The organism is Alkalicella caledoniensis, from assembly GCF_014467015.1.
GTDB lineage: Bacteria > Bacillota > Proteinivoracia > Proteinivoracales > Proteinivoracaceae > Alkalicella > Alkalicella caledoniensis.
Window position 1 is genome coordinate 457,704 of the sequence record NZ_CP058559.1, and the last position, 24,959, is coordinate 482,662.

28 protein-coding genes are annotated in these 24,959 nt (G+C 34.2%); 5 read left to right on the forward strand and 23 right to left on the reverse strand.

Annotated elements, in window-relative coordinates; all coding sequences use genetic code 11:
- Positions 1-16 precede the first annotated feature (16 nt).
- From racE to HYG86_RS02400, 4 genes are all read right to left on the reverse strand, one after another.
- On the reverse strand, positions 17-817 hold the full coding sequence (gene racE, locus HYG86_RS02385) for a glutamate racemase (protein ID WP_213167352.1): 801 nt from the start codon (positions 815-817) through the stop codon (positions 17-19).
- Between the two features lie 315 nt (positions 818-1,132).
- Positions 1,133-1,654 (reverse strand): DUF2179 domain-containing protein, encoded by a 522-nt coding sequence (locus HYG86_RS02390; protein ID WP_213167353.1) that lies wholly within the window; start codon positions 1,652-1,654, stop codon positions 1,133-1,135.
- 26 nt (positions 1,655-1,680) lie between these two features.
- Positions 1,681-3,117, reverse strand: coding sequence for an MATE family efflux transporter (locus HYG86_RS02395; protein ID WP_213167354.1), 1,437 nt, complete (start codon positions 3,115-3,117; stop codon positions 1,681-1,683).
- 30 nt (positions 3,118-3,147) lie between these two features.
- Positions 3,148-3,603, reverse strand: coding sequence for a MarR family winged helix-turn-helix transcriptional regulator (locus HYG86_RS02400; RefSeq protein WP_213167355.1), 456 nt, complete (start codon positions 3,601-3,603; stop codon positions 3,148-3,150).
- A gap of 234 nt (positions 3,604-3,837) precedes the next feature.
- Here HYG86_RS02400 and HYG86_RS02405 point away from each other — a divergent pair, with 234 nt between their 5' ends.
- Positions 3,838-5,070, forward strand: coding sequence for a two-component system sensor histidine kinase NtrB (locus HYG86_RS02405; protein ID WP_213167356.1), 1,233 nt, complete (start codon positions 3,838-3,840; stop codon positions 5,068-5,070).
- 54 nt (positions 5,071-5,124) lie between these two features.
- Here HYG86_RS02405 and HYG86_RS02410 read toward each other — a convergent pair whose 3' ends face one another.
- The 12 genes from HYG86_RS02410 to HYG86_RS02465 form a co-directional block, all read right to left on the reverse strand.
- Entirely contained in the window at positions 5,125-6,939 is a 1,815-nt protein-coding gene (locus HYG86_RS02410; protein ID WP_213167357.1) for a DNA-directed RNA polymerase subunit alpha C-terminal domain-containing protein, read from the reverse strand.
- A gap of 198 nt (positions 6,940-7,137) precedes the next feature.
- Positions 7,138-8,073, reverse strand: a complete 936-nt coding sequence (queG, locus tag HYG86_RS02415; RefSeq protein ID WP_213167358.1) for a tRNA epoxyqueuosine(34) reductase QueG — start codon at positions 8,071-8,073, stop codon at positions 7,138-7,140.
- A 33-nt stretch (positions 8,074-8,106) separates the two neighbouring features.
- A complete protein-coding gene (locus tag HYG86_RS02420) occupies positions 8,107-9,867 on the reverse strand; it encodes a HAMP domain-containing sensor histidine kinase (protein WP_213167359.1) in 1,761 nt (586 codons plus the stop codon).
- Positions 9,864-10,556: a response regulator gene (locus HYG86_RS02425; RefSeq protein ID WP_281391305.1), complete on the reverse strand. Its 693-nt coding sequence runs from the start codon at positions 10,554-10,556 to the stop codon at positions 9,864-9,866. Before HYG86_RS02425 ends, HYG86_RS02420 begins: the two co-directional genes overlap by 4 nt.
- A 77-nt stretch (positions 10,557-10,633) precedes the next feature.
- Entirely contained in the window at positions 10,634-11,659 is a 1,026-nt protein-coding gene (locus HYG86_RS02430; protein WP_213167360.1) for a protein-glutamate methylesterase/protein-glutamine glutaminase, read from the reverse strand.
- A gap of 104 nt (positions 11,660-11,763) precedes the next feature.
- Entirely contained in the window at positions 11,764-12,141 is a 378-nt protein-coding gene (locus HYG86_RS02435) for an FMN-binding protein (RefSeq protein ID WP_213167361.1), read from the reverse strand.
- A gap of 81 nt (positions 12,142-12,222) precedes the next feature.
- Positions 12,223-13,077: a methyl-accepting chemotaxis protein gene (locus HYG86_RS02440; protein WP_213167362.1), complete on the reverse strand. Its 855-nt coding sequence runs from the start codon at positions 13,075-13,077 to the stop codon at positions 12,223-12,225.
- Positions 13,078-13,302: 225 nt separating this feature from the next.
- The gene (locus HYG86_RS02445; RefSeq protein ID WP_213167363.1) at positions 13,303-13,683 is read right to left on the reverse strand and encodes a hypothetical protein; all 381 of its coding nucleotides are present in this window, start codon (positions 13,681-13,683) and stop codon (positions 13,303-13,305) included.
- Between the two features lie 235 nt (positions 13,684-13,918).
- On the reverse strand, positions 13,919-14,191 hold the full coding sequence (locus HYG86_RS02450) for a hypothetical protein (protein ID WP_213167364.1): 273 nt from the start codon (positions 14,189-14,191) through the stop codon (positions 13,919-13,921).
- A gap of 61 nt (positions 14,192-14,252) precedes the next feature.
- Positions 14,253-14,402: a hypothetical protein gene (locus tag HYG86_RS02455; RefSeq protein WP_213167365.1), complete on the reverse strand. Its 150-nt coding sequence runs from the start codon at positions 14,400-14,402 to the stop codon at positions 14,253-14,255.
- Entirely contained in the window at positions 14,399-15,142 is a 744-nt protein-coding gene (locus HYG86_RS02460) for a M56 family metallopeptidase (RefSeq protein ID WP_213167366.1), read from the reverse strand. The genes HYG86_RS02455 and HYG86_RS02460 overlap by 4 nt, the downstream gene beginning before the upstream one ends.
- A 22-nt stretch (positions 15,143-15,164) precedes the next feature.
- Positions 15,165-15,572: a BlaI/MecI/CopY family transcriptional regulator gene (locus HYG86_RS02465; RefSeq protein ID WP_213167367.1), complete on the reverse strand. Its 408-nt coding sequence runs from the start codon at positions 15,570-15,572 to the stop codon at positions 15,165-15,167.
- 168 nt (positions 15,573-15,740) lie between these two features.
- On the opposite strand from HYG86_RS02465, the gene HYG86_RS02470 reads away from it, so the two are divergent.
- A complete protein-coding gene (locus HYG86_RS02470) occupies positions 15,741-15,905 on the forward strand; it encodes a hypothetical protein (protein WP_213167368.1) in 165 nt (54 codons plus the stop codon).
- Positions 15,906-15,980: 75 nt separating this feature from the next.
- Here the strand turns inward: HYG86_RS02470 and HYG86_RS02475 are convergent, their stop codons facing one another.
- The 3 genes from HYG86_RS02475 to HYG86_RS02485 all read right to left on the reverse strand — a co-directional run bounded on the left by HYG86_RS02475 (position 15,981) and on the right by HYG86_RS02485 (position 19,599).
- Positions 15,981-16,703 (reverse strand): ZIP family metal transporter, encoded by a 723-nt coding sequence (locus HYG86_RS02475; protein ID WP_213167369.1) that lies wholly within the window; start codon positions 16,701-16,703, stop codon positions 15,981-15,983.
- 154 nt (positions 16,704-16,857) lie between these two features.
- Complete coding sequence (locus HYG86_RS02480) at positions 16,858-18,207, reverse strand: TldD/PmbA family protein (RefSeq protein ID WP_213167370.1); 1,350 nt, start codon at positions 18,205-18,207, stop codon at positions 16,858-16,860.
- A gap of 3 nt (positions 18,208-18,210) precedes the next feature.
- On the reverse strand, positions 18,211-19,599 hold the full coding sequence (locus tag HYG86_RS02485) for a TldD/PmbA family protein (RefSeq protein WP_213167371.1): 1,389 nt from the start codon (positions 19,597-19,599) through the stop codon (positions 18,211-18,213).
- A 184-nt stretch (positions 19,600-19,783) separates the two neighbouring features.
- Here HYG86_RS02485 and HYG86_RS02490 point away from each other — a divergent pair, with 184 nt between their 5' ends.
- Positions 19,784-20,230: a YaaR family protein gene (locus HYG86_RS02490; protein WP_213167372.1), complete on the forward strand. Its 447-nt coding sequence runs from the start codon at positions 19,784-19,786 to the stop codon at positions 20,228-20,230.
- 117 nt (positions 20,231-20,347) lie between these two features.
- Here HYG86_RS02490 and HYG86_RS02495 read toward each other — a convergent pair whose 3' ends face one another.
- On the reverse strand, positions 20,348-21,091 hold the full coding sequence (locus tag HYG86_RS02495; protein WP_213167373.1) for a GNAT family N-acetyltransferase: 744 nt from the start codon (positions 21,089-21,091) through the stop codon (positions 20,348-20,350).
- Between the two features lie 108 nt (positions 21,092-21,199).
- On the opposite strand from HYG86_RS02495, the gene HYG86_RS02500 reads away from it, so the two are divergent.
- The gene (locus HYG86_RS02500; RefSeq protein ID WP_213167374.1) at positions 21,200-21,412 is read left to right on the forward strand and encodes a spore coat protein; all 213 of its coding nucleotides are present in this window, start codon (positions 21,200-21,202) and stop codon (positions 21,410-21,412) included.
- 13 nt (positions 21,413-21,425) lie between these two features.
- Positions 21,426-21,716 (forward strand): spore coat protein, encoded by a 291-nt coding sequence (locus HYG86_RS02505; protein ID WP_213167375.1) that lies wholly within the window; start codon positions 21,426-21,428, stop codon positions 21,714-21,716.
- 52 nt (positions 21,717-21,768) lie between these two features.
- Here the strand turns inward: HYG86_RS02505 and HYG86_RS02510 are convergent, their stop codons facing one another.
- The 3 genes from HYG86_RS02510 to thiI form a co-directional block, all read right to left on the reverse strand.
- Positions 21,769-22,935 carry an HD-GYP domain-containing protein gene (locus HYG86_RS02510; RefSeq protein ID WP_213167376.1) on the reverse strand — a complete coding sequence of 389 codons (1,167 nt, stop codon included), beginning with the start codon at positions 22,933-22,935 and terminating at the stop codon, positions 21,769-21,771.
- Positions 22,936-22,937: 2 nt separating this feature from the next.
- Positions 22,938-23,576, reverse strand: a complete 639-nt coding sequence (locus HYG86_RS02515) for a hypothetical protein (RefSeq protein WP_213167377.1) — start codon at positions 23,574-23,576, stop codon at positions 22,938-22,940.
- Between the two features lie 202 nt (positions 23,577-23,778).
- Positions 23,779-24,957 carry a tRNA uracil 4-sulfurtransferase ThiI gene (gene thiI / locus HYG86_RS02520; protein WP_213167378.1) on the reverse strand — a complete coding sequence of 393 codons (1,179 nt, stop codon included), beginning with the start codon at positions 24,955-24,957 and terminating at the stop codon, positions 23,779-23,781.
- Between the last annotated feature and the right edge of the window lie 2 nt (positions 24,958-24,959).

The following is a 24,959-nucleotide window of genomic DNA, read 5'->3' on the forward strand; positions in this document are numbered from 1 at the left end:
TTTTTCTAATCCTCCCTTAATCTAAAAGAACTGTATAAGCTTTTATTTTTTTGTTTAACCATTTTGAAGCAGTTGCATTAAAAGTATTTGTTTTACCACTTACAAAGTATCTGTGAGCATGGTCCTTTTCCTGGTCTTGTATTAATTCTTGTTCTTCAAGTATAGCTTTTGCCAAATGCGCTGTAGCCTCAGCTGAGTTTACCAATGTAACTTCTGGACCCATAACTTCCTGTATTAACTCTGACATTATTGGATAGTGGGTGCAGCCAAGAATCAGTGTGTCTATCCCTTTTTCTTTAAGCGGTCTTAGGTAACTGTGTGCCACTTCCTTAGCTTCCTTTGTTTCCAATAAATTATTCTCTACTAAGAGGACAAACAAAGGACAGGCTTGACTGTAAACTTCAATCTTCGGGTCAATGGTTTTAATTGCTTTTTCGTAAGCCTTACTTTTTACGGTACCTTCAGTACCAATCACCCCCACTTTTTTATTTTTAGTTTTTTGTACAGCCGCCTGAGCTCCTGGATTTATAACACCTATAATAGGGATATCAAATTCTTTTTTATATTGGTCCAACCCCACGGCAGTTGCTGTGTTACACGCAACGATCACCATTTTGATATCTTGAGTTTGTAAAAACTCGATTATATCTAATGCAAATCCCTTAACTTCTTCAGGATCTCTAGGGCCATAAGGCATTTTGGCAGTATCACCAAAGTAAACCATTCTTTCATTTGGTAGTAATTCATTTATTTCTTTAACTACAGTAAGACCACCTACACCTGAGTCTAGTAGACCTATAGAATATATTTTTTCCATTATTCACGCACCTCTATTTCGAGCTTTTTCGCTAATTCTTTACCATTGTAAATAATTAAAATCCATTTTGGACTATTGGACTACTCCAATTCTCTAATATAGCATATTCTCTATTTGTCCTTAAATTCCTTCTTTTCAAAAGACTTTTTCAAAAATTATTTTTTACCAAAATCCAGTATTATATTTGTGTTGTTATTAACATAAGTATACAAAAAAATTGAACGGCTAAGCGTCCAATTTTTCTAATTTTTTAATTGAGATGCATGCATCCATACAATTAAAAATTGCTCTCGTGCTTATATTAAAATCAAAACTCTATTTTCCTTTTTGCTGCCTGTAGTATCCACCTAGGGTCTTCTTTGCATCCATTATAGCTGTAAAAGCCTTAGGATCCCTTTCCCCCACCAGTGTTAATATTTTATCTAAATCTTTCCTTTGGGAGTAAACATTTAAAATGTTTTTTATTCCATTTTTCCCTACCCCTTCTACAACAGTAACTCCATAGCCATTTTCCCTTAGGATCTCTATTATCTCAATATCATTTTCACTGGGTATTACCTGTACAGCTATATAGCCTAAAGCCAGTTTTTCTTCCAAAAAAATCCCTACATAGTTACCTGCTGCAAAACCAAAGGCATATACCAATAAATTTACAGGGTTATCTAAACTATTAACAACTCTTCCCAGTGCCACTATATACACTATAACTTCAAAGAAGCCTATAACAGCTGCTTGTAGTCTTCTCCCTTTAACAATAAGTAGCATTCTAACAGTTGCCATGGATACATCTATTACTCTCGCAACAAAGATGAATCCCAATTCTAAAAATAAAACCATTTTAATTAAGAACTCCTCTCATTTTATTAGGATACTTTAATATGTTTCCATTTACCACTTTTGAATCTTAAAAATATCAATGTTCCTCTTATACTTAAGTCAGCTACCATGGCCAGCCATGCGCCCATAAGGCCTAAATCGAATAGGTAAACGAAAATGACAGCTAAACTTAATCTAACAACCCACATTCCAGTGAATGCATATATTAGCGGCCACCTTGTGTCACCTGCACCTCTTAATGCTCCCGATAAAACCATAGCTGAAGAAAAAAATGGTTGTGCAAATGCAACAATTCTAAGACACATTGATCCATATTTTATGACTTCTGGATCACTATTAAAAATACTTATTAAGTAATGGGGAAAAAAGAAAAAAATAAACCCCATTAAGGACATTACAATTACGCCAAGTTTTAAAGTCTCAAATCCATACTTTTCTGCCTCATCTGGTTTATTAGCACCTAAGGACTGGCCTACGAGGGTTGTAGCCGCCATGGAAAACCCGTTACCAGGCATATAGGATAATGATTCAGCTACTATAGCCAAATGATGTGCAGCCAACATACTTGTTCCTAACCCTGCAACTATACGAGTAAAGAATAGTTGTCCTGAACTCATTGCGACCCTTTCTAAAGCTGCAGGTAAACCTATACTTAAAATATTTTTAATAATTGCTAAATCAAATTTAAGCTTTTCTTTTATACGTAGCTTTACTATAAATTTACCACTAAAAAGTATAAATAATACAATTACACCTGCAATCCCCCTAGAAACAGCCGTTGATATTGCCGCACCACTAACACCTAATCCTGCACCCCACATGGTAAATTCTACGGTGGGAAAAGAGATTTCCCCTAAGATAGGTATATTAAATGGTCCCCCAATGGTTATTAGCCTAGTTGGGAAAATCAAAAAAAAGTTTCCAAAGACATTTAAGATATTTGCAAAAACATTTATTCGCATAGGTGTTTTTGTATCTCCTGCTCCCCTTAACACACCACTTACAATAAAGGAGACAAAATGCAAAATAAACGTTAGGCTCATAATTTTTAAATATGCTGTGGCATAGGGTAAAACTTCAGGTTCTGCTCCCATCCACTTAGGCACGTATTGTCCAAGTGTCAGGGTTAACAATGTTATTACCATGGCCATTAGTGCTCCTAAAAGTATTGACTGTTTTGCAACCTCACCGGCTTTTGTAGGTTCGTTTGCTCCAACATACCTTGCCACCAAAGCAGTTGTACCGACACTAACTCCTGTAAAAATCCCCATAATAAGCCACATAGGAGATGAACTCAAAGAAATTGCTGAAATAGCTATAGGACCTAGTTGTCCTACCATGGCAGTGTCAACAAATTGGACCAAAGTTGCCATAAACATTTCGGTTATTGCAGGCCATGCCAAATTTATAACCTTACTCCTCGGGTTTTCAACCTCTATAGCTTGCCCTCTCCCTAATTCCAAGAGTGTACCTTCTTTCTTTGGTTTTTTTTATTATTTTTTATTGTATTCATCTTTCATAAGATCATATATTTTTGTCAATGATCCTACAAGCTTTTGCTGATCTGACTGATCTACATGTGTAAGTATATCATCTAAATATCTTTTTCTGCTTTCAACAACCTCAAGGATCATCTGTTTACCTTTTTTAGTCATGTGTAATCTAACAACTCTACGGTCGTTTTCATCCCTAACCCTCTCAACTAGGGAGTTCCTTTCCATTCTATCGATAAGGTCAGTTGCTGTACTGCTTGCCAAGTACATCTTACTTCCAAGCTCACCTATGGTCATATCTCCATGCTCAGATAACAGTAAAAGTGCATTAAACTGTGGAGGAGTTATTTCAAAATCATTTAAAATATCCCTACCCCTACATTTTATTACAAAACTAACCTTCCTAATTAATGATTCTATTTCTTCCACGTATCCCGGGAACTCTTTTTCTACCATGATACACCTCCATAAAATTTCGTGTTACTAACTACTGTAAGAATACCAATAAAGACATACATTAGTCAACAATTTTAGATGGTTTTTCCTCATTTTATTTAAATAAACAACGGAAAATTATGTTATTATATTTACATTTTCATAATTTACAATAATTTATGATAAATATTAGCAGGAAACTTATGGTAACATGTCGAATACTAAACCTTGAGATTTTTTTGAGGGGGGTAAAGCATGTTGAAAAACTTCAATTACAAGAGTAACGAATTTTTCCTCGACATTATAGAAGATCATGTTATTATGGAGCGTGACTCTATAGAGGTAGCACAGGTCCCTCCCCTTCCCCAAAGAGAATTGGATATTTTAGTTAAAAAGAACCAAGTTTTTTTACGTATGTCTCAAACTTTTATAAGCAGAATACTTGATCAAATACCTACTAGCTCGGCAATATTGATCTTTGAAAAAGATGGAGTCTTAATTAATAAAATTGTAAAAGGCGAGTTAGAACTACAAGATAGTTTCAAGGTAAAGGTAGGAGTTGAGTTTAATGCCAGCTTTGGCACCAACCCCATAAGAGAGTCCTTAGTTCAGGGTAAAATAATTGTCTGCGAAAGATTTTCTCAGTGTTTAAGTACAAAAAAATATAGGACACTAATTGCCATACCAATCAAGGATAGTCAAATGGGAAAGTATTATGGTTCATTGGGTTTCGTTATACCCCATGAAGATTATAGCCCCTTAATATTACAACTTTTTAAATTAACCTGTGATTTGATAAATCTATCACTTACAAGGGTTGCTGACATGAAGGACGTCCAAAATTATTTTGAACAGATGTTCGGGAGTTTAGCCCATGAAATCAAAAACATGTTAACAACAATTAGAGGATTTGTACAGCTTTTGAGCAAATGCGAGCCAGATAATGAATCCTCAAAAGAAGGGTATTCAAAGTTTATATTAAACGAGCTAGACCGTGCACACGGAATATTAAAGAATTCCATTTTTTATTCTACTTCCACCAACCATAGGGTTAACGTATGCAAAATCTCCGACATAATTCACGATGTTTTAAGTAATCTACATTCTACAATTATAAACTATAATATAGAGTTAAACTTAGATGTTTCACCTGATATCCCTGCAATAACAGGTGATAGTACACAGTTTAGGCAGGTATTCCTTAATATAATACAAAATGCCATTGAGTCCATGCCTAATGGTGGAACTTTGTCAGTTATATGTTATTTTTCCAACCTACAAATTTACACTTCAATAAAGGACACGGGTGTTGGTATGCCTGCCAATATAAGAAAAAAGATATTTCAGCCATTCTTTTCAACAAAGCATGGGGGCACGGGTTTAGGTCTTTCAGTTAGCAAGCAAGTTATTGAACAATATAAAGGACAGATATATGTCACGTCATCTAAAAACAAAGGAACAAGTTTTACCATAATCTTACCCACTTAGTTAATGGACTTATAAAGTAAAAAGTTAAAATAAAGAAAACTTAGGATGGTATTCCTAAGTTTTCTTTATTTCTCTCACAGTATAATAGCCCGATTGAGTCCTTACAAATCTATTATCTTGCGTCAGTGAGTTATATATTGTCTGTTCTTTAGTATAGTGAGTTTTGTTTACAATTTTACTTATCTGCTTATAGTACAGGGGTGTTTTACTATTGTTTAATATTTCAAAAATATAGTCTGAGATATGTTTATACTCTTTAATACCCCACTCTGTAAGACCATAGATACCTCTACCTACTCTTGCAAAAATCTGTTTATGATTTGCTAGGATGGCCCTTGCGTACTGTACAGTGACCTTGTTATCATCATTAGCTGAATCATTTACCTTATTAATTATATCTAAATAGTGTAAGGGTTTTCCTGTTCCCCTTAAAGCATTAATAATACTTTGAACCTTAGTTCCTTCTCTACTCTCTAAGGTATAACTACCTACTGCTGTTAGAGATAGTGACTGGGCTGAGGCTAAACATGCGGGAATAAAGTTATCTAAAACTCCTGAAACAGGTGCCTCCTTATTTTTCAAGTTGAAGTATAAAGGTCTTTGTTTAAGTTCATTAAGTAAATCCTCTTGCTCTAATGGACCTTGCTGTAGTAGCTTTATCCCTTCTTCGATAACCCTCTGATAATGTTCTAATGGAAGAATGGTCATCCCCCATACGTTGTATGATACATTTTCAAACATAGGGTCTAAATCCAATAACATTTCCCCTAAAGCATTTATATTTAAACTAATATCTTTGTAATAAGTATTGAACTCTTTGAAGAAAACTTCTTGTAAAAACACACCCCCTTGGGTAAACCCAAAAATATGAAACCAAAGAAGGAGATTAATGTTTTCAAAATATACGTTAGCTAGAATTTTAGTCTTAATTCTTTTAATTATTTGCTGGATCCTCGCCCTTGTAAGACCGTATTTATCCCCAATTTCTTGCAAAGTGCTTTTTTTCGAACTGAATCCATAATATAGTTTTATCATTTCCTTTTCTCTAACACTTAATCCATTAAATATACCCTCGCTCCAAAGTTTAGAATCCCTTGAAACCACTTTTTCTCTAAGAGCATTTAATAAATCCGGAAGTTTTTGATATGTTAATTCACCATTTTGACTTTCACAAATTTGAGAAGAATCATTGGTTGTTTGCCTTAATAAGCTATGATTATAAAAATACAGTTTATCAAAAATTCTACCTTTATATTTCAAATATAAACTATTTTCATCTTGATTGATTAAATCCTCTATTGTTTGTATTCCTTCTCTTTTTAATATAAGTAGAATCTCTTCTTCTATGGGCAAAAACTCTACAGGATAGTTAATAAGTATACCTTGATACACAGAACGGTTCTCTTTGCTAACTCTTACACCCCATTGATGTGTTTGACATTCCCTTAAGTTAGACAAAGTTTCTTTAAGCTCTTTTACCTTTAAAATTACCTCCAGTGCCGATTTTCCACCTAGATTTTTAATATCCATTAAGGCGGGTATTGAGATGTTAACTAATTTTTCAACAGTATCTATTCCAACGCTTAATAGACAATTCTCTACCCTTGGTGAAAAATGTAACTTACCAACGTTTGTTTTGCAATTGAAGGACTCATCTGTGTTTAGTTCCTTCTCAATTGCATATTTAATTTCGTTCAGGGTTACTTTACCACAATTAGATGTTTCTCCTAGCATCTGATCGTTTGTCAAATACAATTGGCCAAATGTTTTTATATCACATTGCTTAAGAACATTTCTAGCCCGTGTGGAAAGTTTTAAATCTGAAACAGGTTTAAATAAGAGCTCTGGTGGCAAGACTTTTTTGCTCATGAGGTAATCCCTCCCTACACCCTTTACAAATTTTTCGCAATTTCAACTATTGCTTTTACTCTGATATAATATAATTCTATAAAAAATGTAAATATCCTTTTTTATTTTAAATATTTACAGAAATTTTATATTTTTGTTGATTTCAGTATAGGAAGTTTAATCTAAAAAAAACATGACAACTAAGTTGTCATGTTTTCCCTATGTTCCCTTGGGTTGTGTTTCCTTATCTTTTATAGCATCTGCATTTCTTTTTAGCACCGATTTTCCCCGCCAACTAAATGCAGTGTGCCCATATTTTTCTTTAAATGTTTTATTGCTATGCTTATCTAGTTCCTCTAAATCCATCCATCCAGGCTCTATATGTTCATCAATCCCCTGGCTCTTAAGGACTTTATTTTTTGGACAGACCAATTGACAGGTATCGCATCCATAAATTCTTTTACCCATCTTATTAATTATACTTTTAGGCAGGTCGCCCTTTTGCACAAGAACATTGGATAAACATTTATTATAGTCAATGGTGCCATCATCATTTATAGCCTTCGTGGGGCAAGCTAATATGCAATTTCGACAATCTCCACATTGCCTATTCATTTGGGTGTCAGGTTTTATATATAAGTTTGTTAGTATATGTCCAAGCCATACATACGACCCACTTTTAGCAGTTATTAGACATGAGTTTTTTCCTATATATCCTAATCCTGCCCTTTTAGCTACTTCCCTATCTGACAAATGGCCTGTGTCCACGTAGGCTTTGAAAGTGTATTTACCTTCTGTTTGCTCATCAATAAACTCTATTAGTTCTTCCATGGAATCTTTCAGTAAAGTATGATAGTCAGTATGCCAAGCACTTGGGGATATATATCCGTAATTTTCAGGTAATGGGTTATTTGCAGCTATGTCCATAAGATGTTTATAGCTCATGGCAACGGCAATTATGGTCTTACAGCTAGCTAAGATTAATCTCGGATTTGTCCTTAGAGAGATTTCTTCTGTGACAAAAGGAGGATAAATGTTTTTCTCTTTTAAGGTTTGAAGGTGCATTAAATATTCAGTAAATGGTTCAGAACCAGTGAATTTAATATCTAAAAAACCGATTTCTCTGCCTTTTTCTACGATATTCTCCTTTAGCAACCTGTTTCCCCCCTTTACACCGTCAGGCTAACATTATCTTTTTTGTGGTAGCGTAGCCCAAAAAGCTGTTCCGCTTTCACTGCTCATAACACCAACTTCTCCGTTAAACCCTTCTACAATGTGTTTTACAATGGCAAGCCCTAGTCCTGTTCCACCTTCTCCCCTTTGTCGAGATTTTTCTACTCTAAAAAATCTTTCAAAAATCCTTCTTTGATCTCTTTGGGGTATGCCTGGACCAGTGTCTATTACCACTATACGTACAAACCCATTATCTTGTGGTACAGCACTTATTGTTATCTTAGTTTTCACAGGAGTGTATTTGATGGCATTTTCTAAGTAGTTTACTATGATTTGTTCTACATAATCTTTATCTACAGCTAAATTTATTTTTTCATCAACTTCAATGCTTATGCTGCTTCCCTTTGACTCAAATTTCTCTTTCAATAAATTGACCACAGATTCAACAACAATTTTTAAGTTACTACTTCCCTCTTTACGTTTCTTCTCGTTACTTTCTAGTTTAGATAAATTCAGTAAATCAGTAATTAACCTACTTAACCTCAAAGACTCTGTTTTAATAATACCTAAAAAATGGTCAGTGGTTTCAGTATCTACATCACCATCTAACAGCGTCTCTGCAAACCCTTGTATTGCCGTTACTGGTGTTCTTAGTTCATGGGATACATTTGCAACTAGGTCTTTTCTCATTTGTTCTAGTTTTCTTAAATCAGTTATATCTTGTAATACTACAACAATCTCTTCATATTGACCTACTTTATTTTTGTAAACTCCAGCACCCTTAAAGCGAATAAACTGGTTCTCTCCAGTTGAATTTAGTAAAATAATCTCAATTTCATCTTGTTCAACTCCGCTTAGGAGGTTCATTACAAAATCATTTACTTGATAATCCCTTGTAAGGTGAGTTAGTGGCTTAGTACCTCCCCCTGAATCCGCACCTAAAATAGCCCTGGCTGCACTGTTAGAAGTCTCCACTAGTCCATTTTGATTTATAACAAGTACCCCAACAGGTAAATTCCTCAAAATATTCTCAACCCTTGCCTTTTCTTTTGAGCTATTTTCTATCATCTTTCCTATATTATGGCCCATTTCATTAAATACTTTTTCAAGTTCTCCTATTTCATCCTTTGTATGGATTTCAGTCACAGGTTTGAAAACACCCTTACCGAATTTTTTAGCTTTAGCTGTCAGTTTATCAATAGAGCTTGTTATTGCACCTGATATCAAACTACCAAAAACCCCTGTTAATACTAACCCTATTAAACTAGCACCTATTATAGCAAAGCGTATCTTAGAAAGGGTCTCATCAATTTCCACTAGTGGTTTTGCTAAGCGAAAGAAGCCAATCACCTCACCGCTTTCATTATAGATAGGTGCTGCTGAATAAAGCATCTCGCTATTGACTGTGGTGGAGTATCTACTTGCTGTTGTAATTTGCCCTTGTAAAGCACTTTGGATTTCTGGTCTATTAAGGTGATTTTCTAGCTCACCCACGGGTTTTAATGTTTCAGCTATGGGCACGCCATAAATATCTATTACCGTTACCCTTAAACCTAAAGTGTCCGTTATATTAAAAGAGTACTCATGTAGTTGTTCTACATTCAACACCTGTACGTAGTCTGCTAACAAAGTAGTATTGTTAATCAAGTTTTCTTTGAGTACTTCCATGTAGTGTTCACCAAAAAAACTAGAAAGGTATGCCCCTAAAATAAAGAACACAATAGTAAATAAAATGGCGTAGGTGTATGTTATTTTATTTCTTATACTAAATCTCAATACTTACCACTCCTAAAGCGATAGCCAACACCCCTCAATGTTTGGATGGGTATATCATCTTCTCCATGTACACTTTCTAAGTTTTGTCGAAGCTGACGTATGTGAACATCAACTGTCCTACTGTCACCTAGGTAGTCATAGCCCCACACGTTAGAAAGCAATTCTTCCCTGGTGCAAACCTTACCGTCATTTTCAACTAGGTACATTAGTAAAGCAAACTGTTTTGGAGTCAGTTCCAAAGGCACACTTTTGTACTGGCAAAGGTATTGATCCCGATCTATCTTTAAATCACCCTTTTCCAAGTAATGTTTATTTTCAATTTTGTTGTTTCTGCGAAATGCTGCCTTGATTCTTGCCAAAAGCTCCCTTGGGCTAAAGGGTTTTGTCATATAGTCATCTGCACCTATCTCCAACCCAACAATTTTATCTATTTCTTCGCCCTTTGCTGTTAGCATAATGACATATACATTAAACCCATGCTTCTGCCTTATATACTTACATACTTCTAGTCCATCAATTTCAGGTAGCATTAAATCTAAAATAATAAGGTCAAAGGAGTTTTCTTTTATAAGACCAATTGCTTTTTGACCATCTGTTGCCGCCTCAACTTGATAACCTTCTTTCTTTAGGTTAAATTTCAACAACTCTAAGATGGCACTTTCATCTTCAACAACCAAAATTTTTCTCATGATCTCACCTCATGTTTATATTACTACCTTAGTTCTTCACAAAAACATTACATTCCTGTATTGTAATCAAAAATTAATTAACCTAAAAATTTGTTTATTTCTTTTGCAAAAGAATCTATGGGTAAAATAGAATCTGCTAAATTCCTTTCTGCCACTTGCTTTGGCATACCATATATTGTGCATGTTTCTTCACTTTCCACATAAACCAAACCCTTTTGATTCTTTACCCACTGACTACCATCTAATCCATCTTTACCCATCCCTGTTAAAACACATGCCAGCAATTTCTCTTTAAATATGCTTGCAGCAGACTTAAAAAGATAATCAACTGCTGGTCTACAGCCGTGCAAAGCCGGATCTTTATTTAGACTAATAATTTTGTATCCGTTGTGCTCCACTATTTCCATATGGTTATCACCAGGGGCTAAATAAACAACACCGTTTTTTATTTCTTCTTTATCCTCTGCTTCTTTCACTATAAATGGTGTAATGTCATTTAATCTTTTAGCAAGGGTTTTAGTGAAAAATGCAGGCATATGTTGAACAATAAATATGCTTTGGTTTAGGTACTCCATTTTTTCAAAAATCTGTGTAAGTGCTTTAGGCCCCCCCGTGGAGCATCCTATTACACAGATTCTATTTGGTTGTCCATGGGAAACCTCTCTTAAGGTTTTAACCTTCTTCTGTATTTTAATTTCTTTAGAGCTATCTTTTACTTTAGCTTTAGCTGATGTTTTGATTTTATCAACTAACTGATCTTTCAGTGCATAAACATCTAAACTAGTCTTAGGTTTTTGTAAAAAATCTATAGCCCCTAACTTAAGTGCCTCCATTGTGACATCGGCACCTTCTTTAGTTAGAGAGCTAAACATCACAACTGGTGTTGGGCATTTTTTCATAATTAGTGACAATGTATCAAGGCCTGTTAAAACAGGCATTTCTATATCTAAAAGAACTACATCTGGTTTCAGCTCTATTACTTTTTTTATACCTTCGAACCCATTTTCAGCTTCTGCCACCACTTCAATGGAATTTTGACTTAATATATCTTTAATAACTCTTCTCATAAATCCTGAATCGTCTATTAGAACGGCTCGGGTCATATTAACACCCCTTATCATTTAGTTTTGTTTATTCAATTATATATTATCATTAAAAATAAAAAAAGCTCCCTAAAGTACTATTCTTACTTTAGAGAACTTTACTATTAATTTTCAGTTCCTTCTAGTGCATTTGCAACAGCATCTCTTATGCCTCTACTTGTGGCTGTTGCCCCTGTTATCAGCTCTATTTCTGTATCTTGAGCTTCAATTATTCTTTGTCCTGTTTGAGCTAATGCATTGTCTGCTATGCCAGCACTTTCTTCATGATCAAGTACTTCAATCTCGGTGATTTCACCACCACTTACTACAACCCTAACTTCGATTTCACTATTGTAGCCTTGAGCTGAGCCTGTATATTCACCATCTTGATATCTTCCTTGATCATCTCCACCATTTTGTGCATCTCCACCAGCACCGCAGCCAGGCATAACCACTAATAGCATCACAATAAGTAAGCTTACTAAAGTTAATTTAGCTTTCATAAATAACAACCCTCCTATAGTTTTATTCTATAGTTAGTGTTGCTCAAAACATAATCCATGTATTCATATAAAGAAATTTAATTAATTAAGTGCAACTATCTCCTCTGCGAAATCCTTGATTTCCTCTGAAATTTTTGCCAGTTTATGTAAAATATTAAATGCTTCTTCTGTGGCCATTGCCTGTTTTTGTGCTACATTTGTTGATATATTTATTCCCCTTTGTACTGCACCCATGTTATTTTGAATTTCTAGTATAACCTTCTGGATTTCTTCAACAGATGTATCACTTGATTCAGCCATTTTCCTAATTTCCTCTGCTACCACACCAAAACCTCTGCCAGCGTCTCCAGCCCTAGCAGCTTCGATGGATGAATTAATCCCTAGTATCTTACTTTGCTTACTAATAGATTTAATAAATCCTAAAATTTCTTGGGTTTTCCCTATTGCTTCGCTTGCATTTTTTGACTCATTAACTAAAGTATGCCCCATATCAGAAAGGTCAGAAGTACTGATTTTTATTTGCTCAACTGATTGTTCAACTTTATGTATACCATCATTTAAGCTCGTTAGATCTTTTTCAAGTTTTTCTGACATTTGCTTCAATTCCTTAATTAGATTATCACGTCCAGATACTATCTCCATTAAAAGGTTTGCAGCTTGTCCATCAATAATTGTGATACTCTCGTCTACATTTTCAAGTAACAACTTTTTAACTTTATCAACACCAGTTGCCTCTATAATACAATCAACGATACTATGTTTAACAAAATCTAAAAAATTTCCTCCAGTTTCTATGGAGTTTTTTTGTGCAAGTTTAATACCCTCAGCTTGTTGATCCAAATCAGCTATCCAAGCGACATTGACTGTTGGTAACTCCATAAGAATCTTAAGAATAGATGTACCTCCAACCCCTGCTCCAATAATTCCCACCTTCATAAATATACCTCCCCTTTTTGTCCATGCAGTTTATAAGAGTAAATGTAAATATTGTCAAAACCTATTATACCACTTTGTTGATTAATTTCTAGTGTAAATATAAATATGACTGTGCAAATTAAATAATTGGAATCAAAAAAAAGCAGATGTTTATCTGCTTCAACTTGTAAACAATCCTAAGACAAAGTCATAAACCAAGATGTGCATATTGAAAAACAGTACAATTTACCTTCCTAAACTATTTTCTAGTATTCCAATCTGAATTATAAGTGAATTTATCATTGAATTGTCCCCAGCAAGAATCTCCTTACAATACTCTTTTAATAGTTTGAAGTTCTTACGATAATAATTACCCTCGTATTCGCCTAAATTTCTGTCATAACCCTCTACCAAGTTGATAATCTCTTCAATCTCATGGGGTGTGATGAATTTTGATAAAAGGTTCTGATAGTAACCCTTTGATTTTAGTTCTTCTATTAAGCTACTTGCAAGGTTCACATCTTCTGCATAAACCTCTTCATCTAGCAAAAATTTAGCAAAAACATCAACCTTTTTTTTACCCTGATCACTAAGTTTACCATAAGTATTTTGAAGGTCACCGACCATAAAATACACCTCCGTAGCCAATATTTGAGAAGTTAAATTTATTATCCCCTCTAGTTGCTGTTATACTCTTGTCTATGTATATTAATTAATATAACTTTTAGAACCTCATAAATCATCATGGTTTATGAATAAGTTTTTGAAATAATCAAAGCACACAGGAATTGATTTCTGTGTGCTTTGATTATTTCATATGTTAAATATTAATTTTAACTTTTTCTACAATAAAGTACAGTATTTAGTATAACTCACCATTGTAGACTGTATATTTTTGTAGTACTTCTCCCTTTGGACCAACTAACCAAAGTTCAGTATGACAACCGAAATTCTTCATTTCCCCTGTTATTTCACCACTGTAGCCTGTTTCTGCCTTATAGTTATCTATGGCGTTAATTACAATGTCGTCATTATTTGAAGCTGCATTTCTGCCTCTAGTCATTGGGTTAAATACAGCCAATAAGACTACTGCTAGTAAACCTATTATTAAAATATCTTTAACTTTATTAGACATAAAACCTTACCTCCTAAATTATTCTAACTTTTTATATAGCTAGAAATTTCGTAGTTGAGATCTAGCATATTCTGGAGATTATTCCTACTAAAATCATTATATAAGATCCAATTATAATAAAATCTTTGTATATTATTTTTTTATCTTGTTTTAAACCCATAATTCTATCAGTAAATGAACCATGGGAAAACTTAGCCAGATATGGATTCATATTTGTTTTGCTACTTTTATATAGCATTTATTCAAGGTTTCTTGGGAAAAATGTGTTGCAGCTCCTTTGTCACAACTAATTTCTCTACAGATGAAGTATTTTTTTAAAGCTAAGTCAACGAGGGGGTTAAAAAACATTAAGTCCCTTACAAAAATCAAAATTAACTTAAGTAAATTATCTTTAGATTTCCCATGTCCAGCTTCATGTATAAGTATACAACCTAACTCGTCTTTCTCTAGGGTATCCACCATTTCTTTGGAGATGTATATTTTAGGATTAAGAAATCCTAAAGTGAACACTGTACCCATTGGTAAATCTACTATATAAACAGGTATAGCTAAATCAAGTTTCTTCCTAATAATTTTCTGTAGATCTTCAGAGTATAGGGAATAGATGGAAACTGTCTTTCTTATTTTGTAATACCCATAGATACCTTTAGATGTCCTAAAAAGGGCATATGCCAAAAACAATATTAATAATGGAAATAGTATATTTCCTAATTTTCCACTTAAAAAACATAAATAATGCAAGCCCTTACCTTCTCGAATAAAAATGCAACTTTTCCTACTATATTCCAAAGAGTATGCTAAAGGTCCAATCATAAGCACAGATAACCACAGCATTCCAGTAATAGTATTATTTTTGATGAAATACCGTGTTATAAAATGCACCATTACATAGGAAACCATGGTTACTACAATACTATAGGTGATAAAAGGGTGGCTTATGAGATTGTACATGTTTTTACCTCCTAGCTGAAGCCTATACCTCGTCTTTCACTAGTTGTTCAATTTTATCTAACTCGTCTTTACTTACCTCAGAAGCAAAGTGTGATAATACTTGATCTTTATAATCCTCCATTAAACCCTTTATAACACTGGAAACAATACTTTTTTGAAATTCGTCCTTAGTAATAACGCTATTGTAAATATATGCAGCAGTGTTCTCACACTTGTTTTTTTCTAAGTAACCTTTTTTAGCAAGTCTACCCATAACTGTCATTACAGTAGTATAAGCAATATTTCTGTTTCTATTTAATTTATCACATACCTCACGGACAGTAACCGGTTCACTATCCCATATAACATCTAAGATATCAGCCTCTAGTTCCCCAAGTACTTTTTTAGTTCCCCTTTGAAATGGTTTGAAATCAGAAAAAATTAGTTTCATAAAAAAAGCTCCCCTTTTGTCCAGTATTTACTGGTATTATATAATATCTGGCTACTACATGCAATAGTACTAATAATTATAGTTTTTTTTAATTTCTGCATACAAAACATATAAAAAAGCAAAGATATTATTAGAATTTATTTTAAAAAGAACTGGAGGCGACCTTTAATGGGTGGTAAAACAACAAGTTACATTGTTGCAGGTTTAGGTGTTGTAGTTTCATTAATTGGTTGGTACATTAGGGGAGAACTAGGAGCTGGTATTCTAGGCTTCGGGTTAGCTCATATAGTACTTGGCCTTTTAGATACCGCAAGACCTTCGGTCAGATCATAGGGTAACTGTAAAGCATGATTCTTGAAAAAATAACATAAATAAAAGTGGCTAACAATATGTGCTAGCCACTTTTATTTATGTTATTAAAAAACCCAGTAAGAAGCCACATAAAAGTCCTAAATTAGCCCAATGTGAATGAGTCTTATGGGAGTGCGGTATCAGTTCATCACTAACGATGTAAATCATAGCACCTGCTGCTAAACTCAGTGCTATAGAAACAAAACTTTCTGATAAACCAAATAACAAAAAGCCTATAGCTGTACCTAAAGGTGTCATCATACCAGCAACTAGGGTAAGTAATAATACCTTACCTTTACTTACACCCCCACCTAAGAGGGGTACCGCAGTGGCCATACCTTCAGGAATGTTGTGAACAGCAAGGGCTATAGCTATGGAGATCCCTAGTGCTTCTTCAGCCACAAAGCCTGCTCCTATTGCTAAACCTTCTGGCAGATTATGTAAGGCTATTCCTAAGAATATAAAGTAACCCATTTTTTTTAACTGAGATTCTCCGTTATCTCTTTCCCCTGTCCCCATATGAGAGTGGGGAACTAATAGATCTAGTAAAAACATCAGGAGTGCCCCTAATATAAAGCCAAGGGCAGTGTTAAATACTCCCCCCAAATCTACAGCTTCAGGTATAAGTTCAAGGGTTGAAATAGCAATCATAATACCTGCTGCAAATCCCATCATTACAGAAACCATTTTTTCACTGGGCTTTTTTAAGAATATCACTACTAAAGCTCCAAGGGCAGTTGCAAGGCCTGCTAAACCACTAACAACTATAGTCTCAAACATTTTACCACCTCTTTTCTATGATATTTTTATTATAACACACTTTGTTATAAATGATAATTATTACTACTAGCTTAGAATTAAAGTAGCACCATAGCATAATATTAGAAGGTGGTTAGGCTACCACCTTCTAATATTTATATATTTATATATTTACCTATCCTGATACTGCTATTCCTTTAACCCTCAAAGAGGGTGAGCCAAAATTACCCCTAGATGGTAGACCAAATTCTAAGTCATCTGCTATGTCCTCAATCTCATTAAGCAATTCGTAGAAGTTGCCTGCTATAGTTATTTGATCAACTGGTCTAATAATTTTACCATTTTGAACTAAGTAACCTTGAGCTGCTAAAGAGAAATCACCAGAAACAGCATTTGTTCCAGAGTGTAACCCTTGTAAATCTGTTATTATTATTCCTTCTTCAACATTTTCAACTAACTGGTCATATGTCTTTTCCCCTGGACTGATATACATATTAGATGGGGCAATCCCAACTGAGCCTTTAAAGGAGGCTTTATAGGCATTGCCTGTGGATTCAGTGCCATCCTTCTTAGCAGTTTTTAGGTTGTGTAAAAATGTATTAAGCTTTCCTTGGGAAACTATCTCTTTTTTATAAGTAGCTACTCCTTCAGCATCAAAGGGTGTTGATGCAAATCCATTCTCCATTAAAGGATCGTCAATTATGGTAATTTTCTCTGAGGCAATATTTTTGCCTAGTTTACCCTTTAAAAGGGATAAATCCTTTTGAACATTTTCTGCAGAAAAGATAGAGCTAAATGTTTCTAACATTGTGTTTGCTGCATCATTTCTAAAGATTACAGGATAGTTTTTAGATTTTACTGTTTCAGCACCTAACATAGATACAGCTTCTTTAACTGCTTTCTCTGCTATTTTTTTAGCATGAAAGTCAGTTATATTTGTTGAAGCCACAAACTTAGCTCCTGTTTTTATATTTTCCCCTTCTTTAACCACAACGGATAGGTAACAGTATGCTAAGTTATCTTTAGCAGATTTCTCAAGGCCCTTATTGTTAATTATGATTCTTTCCCCTTCTCCAGAAGCCATCATACAGTAGTTAACTGCCACTACCCTACTATCTAAAGCAAAAGCTTCTTTTTCTAGGTCCTTTGCAAATTGTATTTTCTTCTCCGGTGTAAACTCATCAAGGGCTTTTGAATACCCTTCAAAATCATTATATTTTTCCGAACCGGCAAAAATTTCAACCTCGTCCTCATCCTCTATTATCATTGCGTTTCCTTTTGCCTCTTCAATTAGAATGCCCAAGGATGTTTCATCTACCTTTTCAGTAAAAGCGTATCCCATCTTGCCTTTATAAAGTCCTCTAAAAGCTAGGCCTGATTCATCGGCTACTGTATAGTTGTCAACTTCTCCTTTAAATATCTTAACATTAAAATTGTTACTTGCATTAAAATAAACTTCCATATCTGTAAACCCATTCTCAGTTCCTAAACTAAAAAGCTTTTCTTTGAAATCTCTTATATTCATAGACTACTCCCCCTTTCTTCCGCCAACTGTTATTTCAGACACCCTAATCATAGGTTGACCAACATTTGTAGGTATTGCCCCACTTAATGATCCACACATGCCTTGACCAAGACCAAGATTATTTCCCACCATATCAATTTTCTTTAGTACATCTATACCTCGACCAATAAGGGTTGCGCTTCTCACTGGTCTATCTATCTTACCATTTTTCACTAGATATCCTTCATTAACGGCGAAGTTAAATTCACCAGTTGCAGGGTTTACAGATCCACCGCCCATGTACTTAGCAAACAATCCATACTCAGTATTTGCTATGATCTCCTCTGGTGTTGATTTCCCTCCAGCAATATAGGTGTTAGTCATCCTAGAAGTCGGGGCAAACTTGTAGTTTTGTCTTCTACCACTGCCAGTTGGCTCCATACCCATACGACGAGCGTTTAATTTATCTATCATATATCCCTTTAGGATACCATCTTCAATAAGTATATTTTTTTGAGTTTTCATTCCTTCATCGTCAATATTGGATGAACCCCAGGCATTAGGTATAGTACCATCGTCAATAGCAGTTACTAGTTCTGAGGCCACTTGTTCTCCAACCTTATCTGCGAACACAGACGTCTTCTTTGCAACCGAAGTAGCTTCTAAACCATGTCCACAAGCCTCATGGAATATAACACCTCCGAACTCATTATCAATGATAACTGGCATTTTACCACTAGGACAAAGCTCAGCATTAATCATAGTAGTAGCTATGCGGGCTGCTTCTGTTGCGTAATAATCAACATCAATTCCATCAAAAAATTCAAAACCTTTATGGGCACCAGGTCCATAAAATCCTGATTGCTTCTCTGTACCTTTAGATGCAATAGCTTCAATGGGAAGTCGTGTTCTAATTCTACGGTCTTCCACAAACAAACCTTCAGTGTTTGCAATTAATATTTTTTGGTCAACATCTAGGTATCGAACTACAACTTGACTAATTTCAGAACTATAATTTTTGGCAACTGAATAGGCTCTTTTCATAATTTCTACTTTTTGATTCTTAGATACAGTGTTTGGTATCTTTGCAATAGGGTGATTATTTAATATATCAACTTTAGTTAAGTTGATAACCAAATCACCTTTGGTGCCTTTTAAAGCTGCGGCCGCAGTACTTGCCACCTTTAATAGATTCTCTTTTGAACTATCATTTGTATAGGCATATACAGAATTGTGTCCTTTAAAAATCCTTATACCGATACCATAGTCTCGCCCAGAGTTACTTTCTTCAACAATACCTCCTATCATACCGATAGCTGTCGTTTGTGTATCTTCCACAAAAACTTCTGCGAAATCACCACCAGTGGTTAAAGCTTGGTTTAAAACTTCTTGAACTAAAGCTTTATCTAACACATCGTTACCCCCTTAATAATAAATTTCGTTACTCTAAATTTATATTTCTATATTTTTTTGATAATTCCTTCTAAAGATCTTAAAAAAAATAGATTTAAGCCTACTAGTATTACTTTAGTAGTACTCTTATTTTAATTTAGCCATAATGGTGGTATAATATGTTTTTAGAGGGGAGGCTAAAATAGTGGCTAGAATAGTTAACTCAAAAAATTCAATGAGCAATACTAGACTAATTGACAATGTAAGGTTAAATAGAAGTGGGATAGACCAAAAAGTTTCTCCCTTTGAACTTCAGTTTAAAATATCTCATTTAAAAAGTGAGTTAGACCAGTTGTTAGTAGATATAGATGAACAAGGTAAAAGTCTTAGTGAAAAAATGACCCTTAAGGATTTAAAAAAGTATCATAGTTTGATTGCCTCCTACATAAAAAAGGCTACTGGGGAAATGTATAGATTAAAGAGTGAAAATGGAGATTATTATAATCCCCATAAAATATATATGACTATCGAAAAAATTGACGAAGAACTGGAAAACATAACACAAAATCTATTGAGTACAGAAAGTGATAATTTATATGTATTAGATAAGATTAATTTTATAAAAGGATTATTGATTAATATTGAAGTGTAGTTTCCGTAGCCAGTTAGGCATTTATGTTCAGGAACTAGATTAATAAATGATTGTAAAAAAAGGTAAGCAGAATAACAAACTGCTTACCTTTTTTATTGATCCTAATAGCCATCCACGCTACTTAATTAAGTATCTATATTCCCGTTGTATCTCTTTGAAACCTATTTTCTTAATTAGCCCCATTGCTGCTTCATTTGTTATCTTTAAGTTGAAAACAATTTGTTCTTCTTTTTCAAATGCTTTCTCTAAGGATTTGCTAAGTATTTCCCCGGCAAACCCCCTACGACGTCGCATTGGGTGTATTTCTAATCTATAAACTTCGGCAACTCCCTTTGTCAGTGTATCAATATAACACCAACCCACTAAAGTATTATCTTCTTCTAATATTCCATAAACCCTTTGGTTTTGCCTTAAAAAGTCAAGTAACTCAGGGCTAAACCACTTATCTTTGCACTGATTTATTTCATCATACTCCAATAACACAGCATTTGATTTCTTCTTAGCATTAAAATTTTCCCTGTTACATACATAGTAAATGTTTTCATTTTTGATTATCTGATATTCCTTACTCTCTATGTAATTTCCAATCCATTTCTCGTAGCAATGAATATAGCCAGGTAGTTCTCTTTTCACAAAAGCATAAAAAATGTTTAGTTCTTCTCCAGTTTTTGGGCTTACCCAATAAAGATTTTGTCGTTTGATTAAAAAACCATTATTTTGACCACAAGTTACTTGGAAAATTTCCCATGGCCCTGGGTTTAGAGCCTGTTCTAAAAGCCAGACAAGATCGTAGTTCTTCAATATATCTCCCTTCAGCTTAGAAATTACATCTCTTATTTTTGAATTGTTCAATTTTTCCATATATATCATTCCTTTTGATTTTAGTTCCAGCATATATTTTATTATAAAAGGTCAAAATATTAAACGTAAGGGTAAAAAAATATTTCTTTTCAAGGGAGGTCAAAGCAATTGAATCAAAATCAACAGCTTTCTCAAAAAGAACTTAATTATGTAGAAGATCAATTATCAGCTGAACAGTTAACAATGACTAAACTTCGCTTTTATGCCGAGCAAACAAATGACCCTGAAATCAGAGAAGAGTGTCAAAACTTAGCTAACAAGCATCAACAGCATTATAACACTTTACTCAAACACTTACGTACTAACCAAAATCTGCAATAACGGAGGGATAAAATTGGCAAATAACCAAAATCAAAATCAAAGTTTATCAGCTAAAGATATACTACACGATTGTATCTCTTGTGAGAAACACTTATCCCATCTTTACAATGATGGTGCTAATGAAGCTACAAACCCTCAATTAAGACAAGATATGCTTAATATCTTAATGGATGAGCACAATTTACAAGCATCTATTTATAATGTAATGCAGCAAAGGGGCATGTATCAAGTGAAGCCAGCGGATACACAATCAATAGCACAAGCTCAACAAAAATATACTAATCCTCAACAACAGCAACAATAATAATATATAATAGTAATTCAGTAAGTAAAGGCTATTCTAGCCTTTACTTTTTTTATATCACTGTTTTCTTAACTAAATCAAAAGCCTCAGCACAAAGAAGACCTCTATCCACCATAGGTTTAATGATTTTTATGGCCGTATAAGGGTCATCACCCTTTCTATATGGCCTCTCTTCTGTTAGAGCTTGATATATATCACAGATACCTAGTATTCTATCATATAAGGTAAGATGTTCACCATTTAAACCCTGGGCATAACCACTTCCATCTAATTTTTCATGATGACTACTGGCAATCTTATTGATTTGATGAAATCCTTCAATTCCACCTAGAATGTAATTAGTATAATAAACATGGCTTTTAATTATTTTAAACTCATCATTACTTAACTTACCTGGTTTTTCAAGGATTTCTTTGGGAACAGCAATTTTACCAATGTCATGTAAAAGAGCAGCAGTGGAAAGTAAGCTGATGTCATTTGTAAAGTTGTTTTTAATGGCTACATTTCTTACAATCTCTGCTAATCCAGTTGAGTGTGTTGATGTGAACCTACTTTTACTATCGATTATCCTTCCAAATACATTGGCTATGGATAAAAGTTCATTTTCATCAATGTTACTGTAGGACTTACTCATATCACTTATCTTCTCAGTTACGTACTGGAAATTATCATTCTCAATATCTAACCAGAAGCTATCTTGTTTAGATAAGCTCTGGAAGGCTTGTACGGTTTCGGGGTTGAATAATTTCCCCTGGTTTTTGTTAACATAATCTTTCAAAGACTCTATTTGGGTATATATTTTCTTACCTTTGTTAATTCTTATGTCAACTTCATCGGATAAGTAAATAATTTGAGACTCCAGTGGTATCTCCGATCCTTTCAAGTAGTTGGGCCCAGTTCCATCATAGTTTTCATGATGAAACTTAATTATTTTATCTGTCTTTTTGGGTACTGGTAACAGGCTTACAAGCTCGCTTCCCAAATCGCAGTGACTCTTTACCCTATTTATTAGAAAATGTTCCTCAGATAGAGTTTTAGTTACTCCTATGTCATGTAGAAGACCTGAAAAATACAATTCTGCTAGATTTGAAAGACCTAGTTTTTCACCTAACCTAAAACTAATATACGCCGTTCTTTTAGCATGGCTTAAAACTCTATTTTCACCTAAATCAAGTGCTAAAGAAAATGCTGATAATAATTGCGTAAAATTTACGTTCAATACTACTTCCTCCTCTTAAATATTACTATTGTTAATATTATTGTGATGATGTAAGGTATTGCCTTTAAACCTAACCGGAAAATCGTTACCACAATATTTGGGTTTATTACTTCTGTTTGGATAGTAATTGATATCTGCTCAGTATTGTTCACCCTATCATAAAAAATGTATTGATATTGCAAATCTATTACATAAGAAAACTTTCCTGTTTTAGCAGAGTAATCAGGTACGGGATTGGTCAATGATATATAAGTTGAATCCTCTGAATTTGCTATGCCAGCCACTTTTATATATGGGTTTAAGTTACTCACTATATTACCTTGAGAGTTAACAATAGTAACATTTGGCGTAGGTGTAAATATAAGTCCATCTTTCCTTAAGTTTTCCACCACTAAAAGTATATCATTTGAATACTGACCCTTCCTAGAAACAAATGTGGTTCCATCATCTGAAATCCTATTTTTATCAGAGTAGATTATATCTACCTTAACGAATTCGTCCTGAAAGACTGTGTAATAAGCAACATCTCCTTGCCTTGGCTGAAAAGCTCTATCACTTATCAGTTTAATTCCAAGCAAGGAAAGGATAATAATACCCACTAATGATAGTAGAAGAAAATCCTTTCTATTATTCCTCCCCATAAGCTCCCCCCCAATTGTTTGTTATTATTAATTCTATTCATAGCCACTAATTTCCTGCTTCAAATTTCCCAAAAAATAAATAAGAAGTAGGATTTGGCTAGTGTTATCCCAGTTTTTTGAATTACGGCCAAAGGGTTAGATATAAGGGGTCAATCAAACAGTAAAATCAAAAGCCTCGGAAAATTCTCCAAGGCTTTCGATTTTACATGTCAACGGTAAACTCTTCTATTTTTATGCTCTCTATAGCTTCTGCTACTAGTCTATCTACTTCTAGTTCCTTTTCTGCTTCTAGACACTGCCTAAGTGTTGGCCTTGTTTTAGGATGTTTAGGAACGAAAACCGTGCAGCAGTCTTCATAGGGTAAAATTGATGTTTCGAAAGTATCTATAATCTTTGCCTTCTCTATTATTTCTATTTTGTCCATGGTGATTAGAGGCCTTATTACAGGTATATCAACCACTTCATTTATGACATTCATACTTTCAAGGGTTTGACTTGCAACTTGGGCAACATTTTCACCTGTTATAAGCACCAAAGAGTCACGTTTTTTTGCATAACCTTCAGCGATTCTAAACATAAATCTTCTCATAATAGTTATGATCATATCTTCAGGACATTTCATCTTAATTTCTTTTTGTATTTCAGTGAAATGAACGGTATGTAGTTTAACTTTACCACAGTATGTGGCAAGCTTTTTACATAGGTCATCTACTTTATCCTTAGCTCTTTGACTAGTAAATGGGAAACTATGAAAGTGTAACCCGTCCACTAATATTCCACGTTTAGCAGCTAACCAAAAGGCAACAGGGCTATCAATCCCCCCTGAAAGGAGACATAAACCTTTACCTGTAACCCCTATTGGAAGTCCTCCAAAGGCATTTACCCTCTCACAATAAATAAACACATCTTCACTTCTGATTTCTACTCCTACCTCTATTTGTGGGTTGTGAATATCAACTTTTAGAATTTCGTCAAACTCTCGCAGTATGGCTCCACCTAAGATTTGATTCATGTCCATGGATTTAACGGGGAATGTCTTGTCAGCCCTTCTTGTTTCCACTTTAAATGTCTTAGGAATCTTCGGATCAATTGTTTTCTTTAGTAGTTCTAAGCAAGCATTTTTTATCTGTTCTTCATCCCTTGAAACTCTGATGGCAGGACTTAATGATACAATACCAAAAACTTTCCTTAAAGCCTCTAAAAGTTCTTCACTATCATCTAAAACAGGTACATATAACCTTCCGTATCTAATTTCAACCTTCCTCGGTTTTAAGTGAGCAATATTTTCCCTAATTCTTTGGGTTAGTGTATGTACAAAGAAATTCCTATTCTTTCCTTTTAAACTTATTTCTCCATAACGTACTAAAATTACATCATACATTT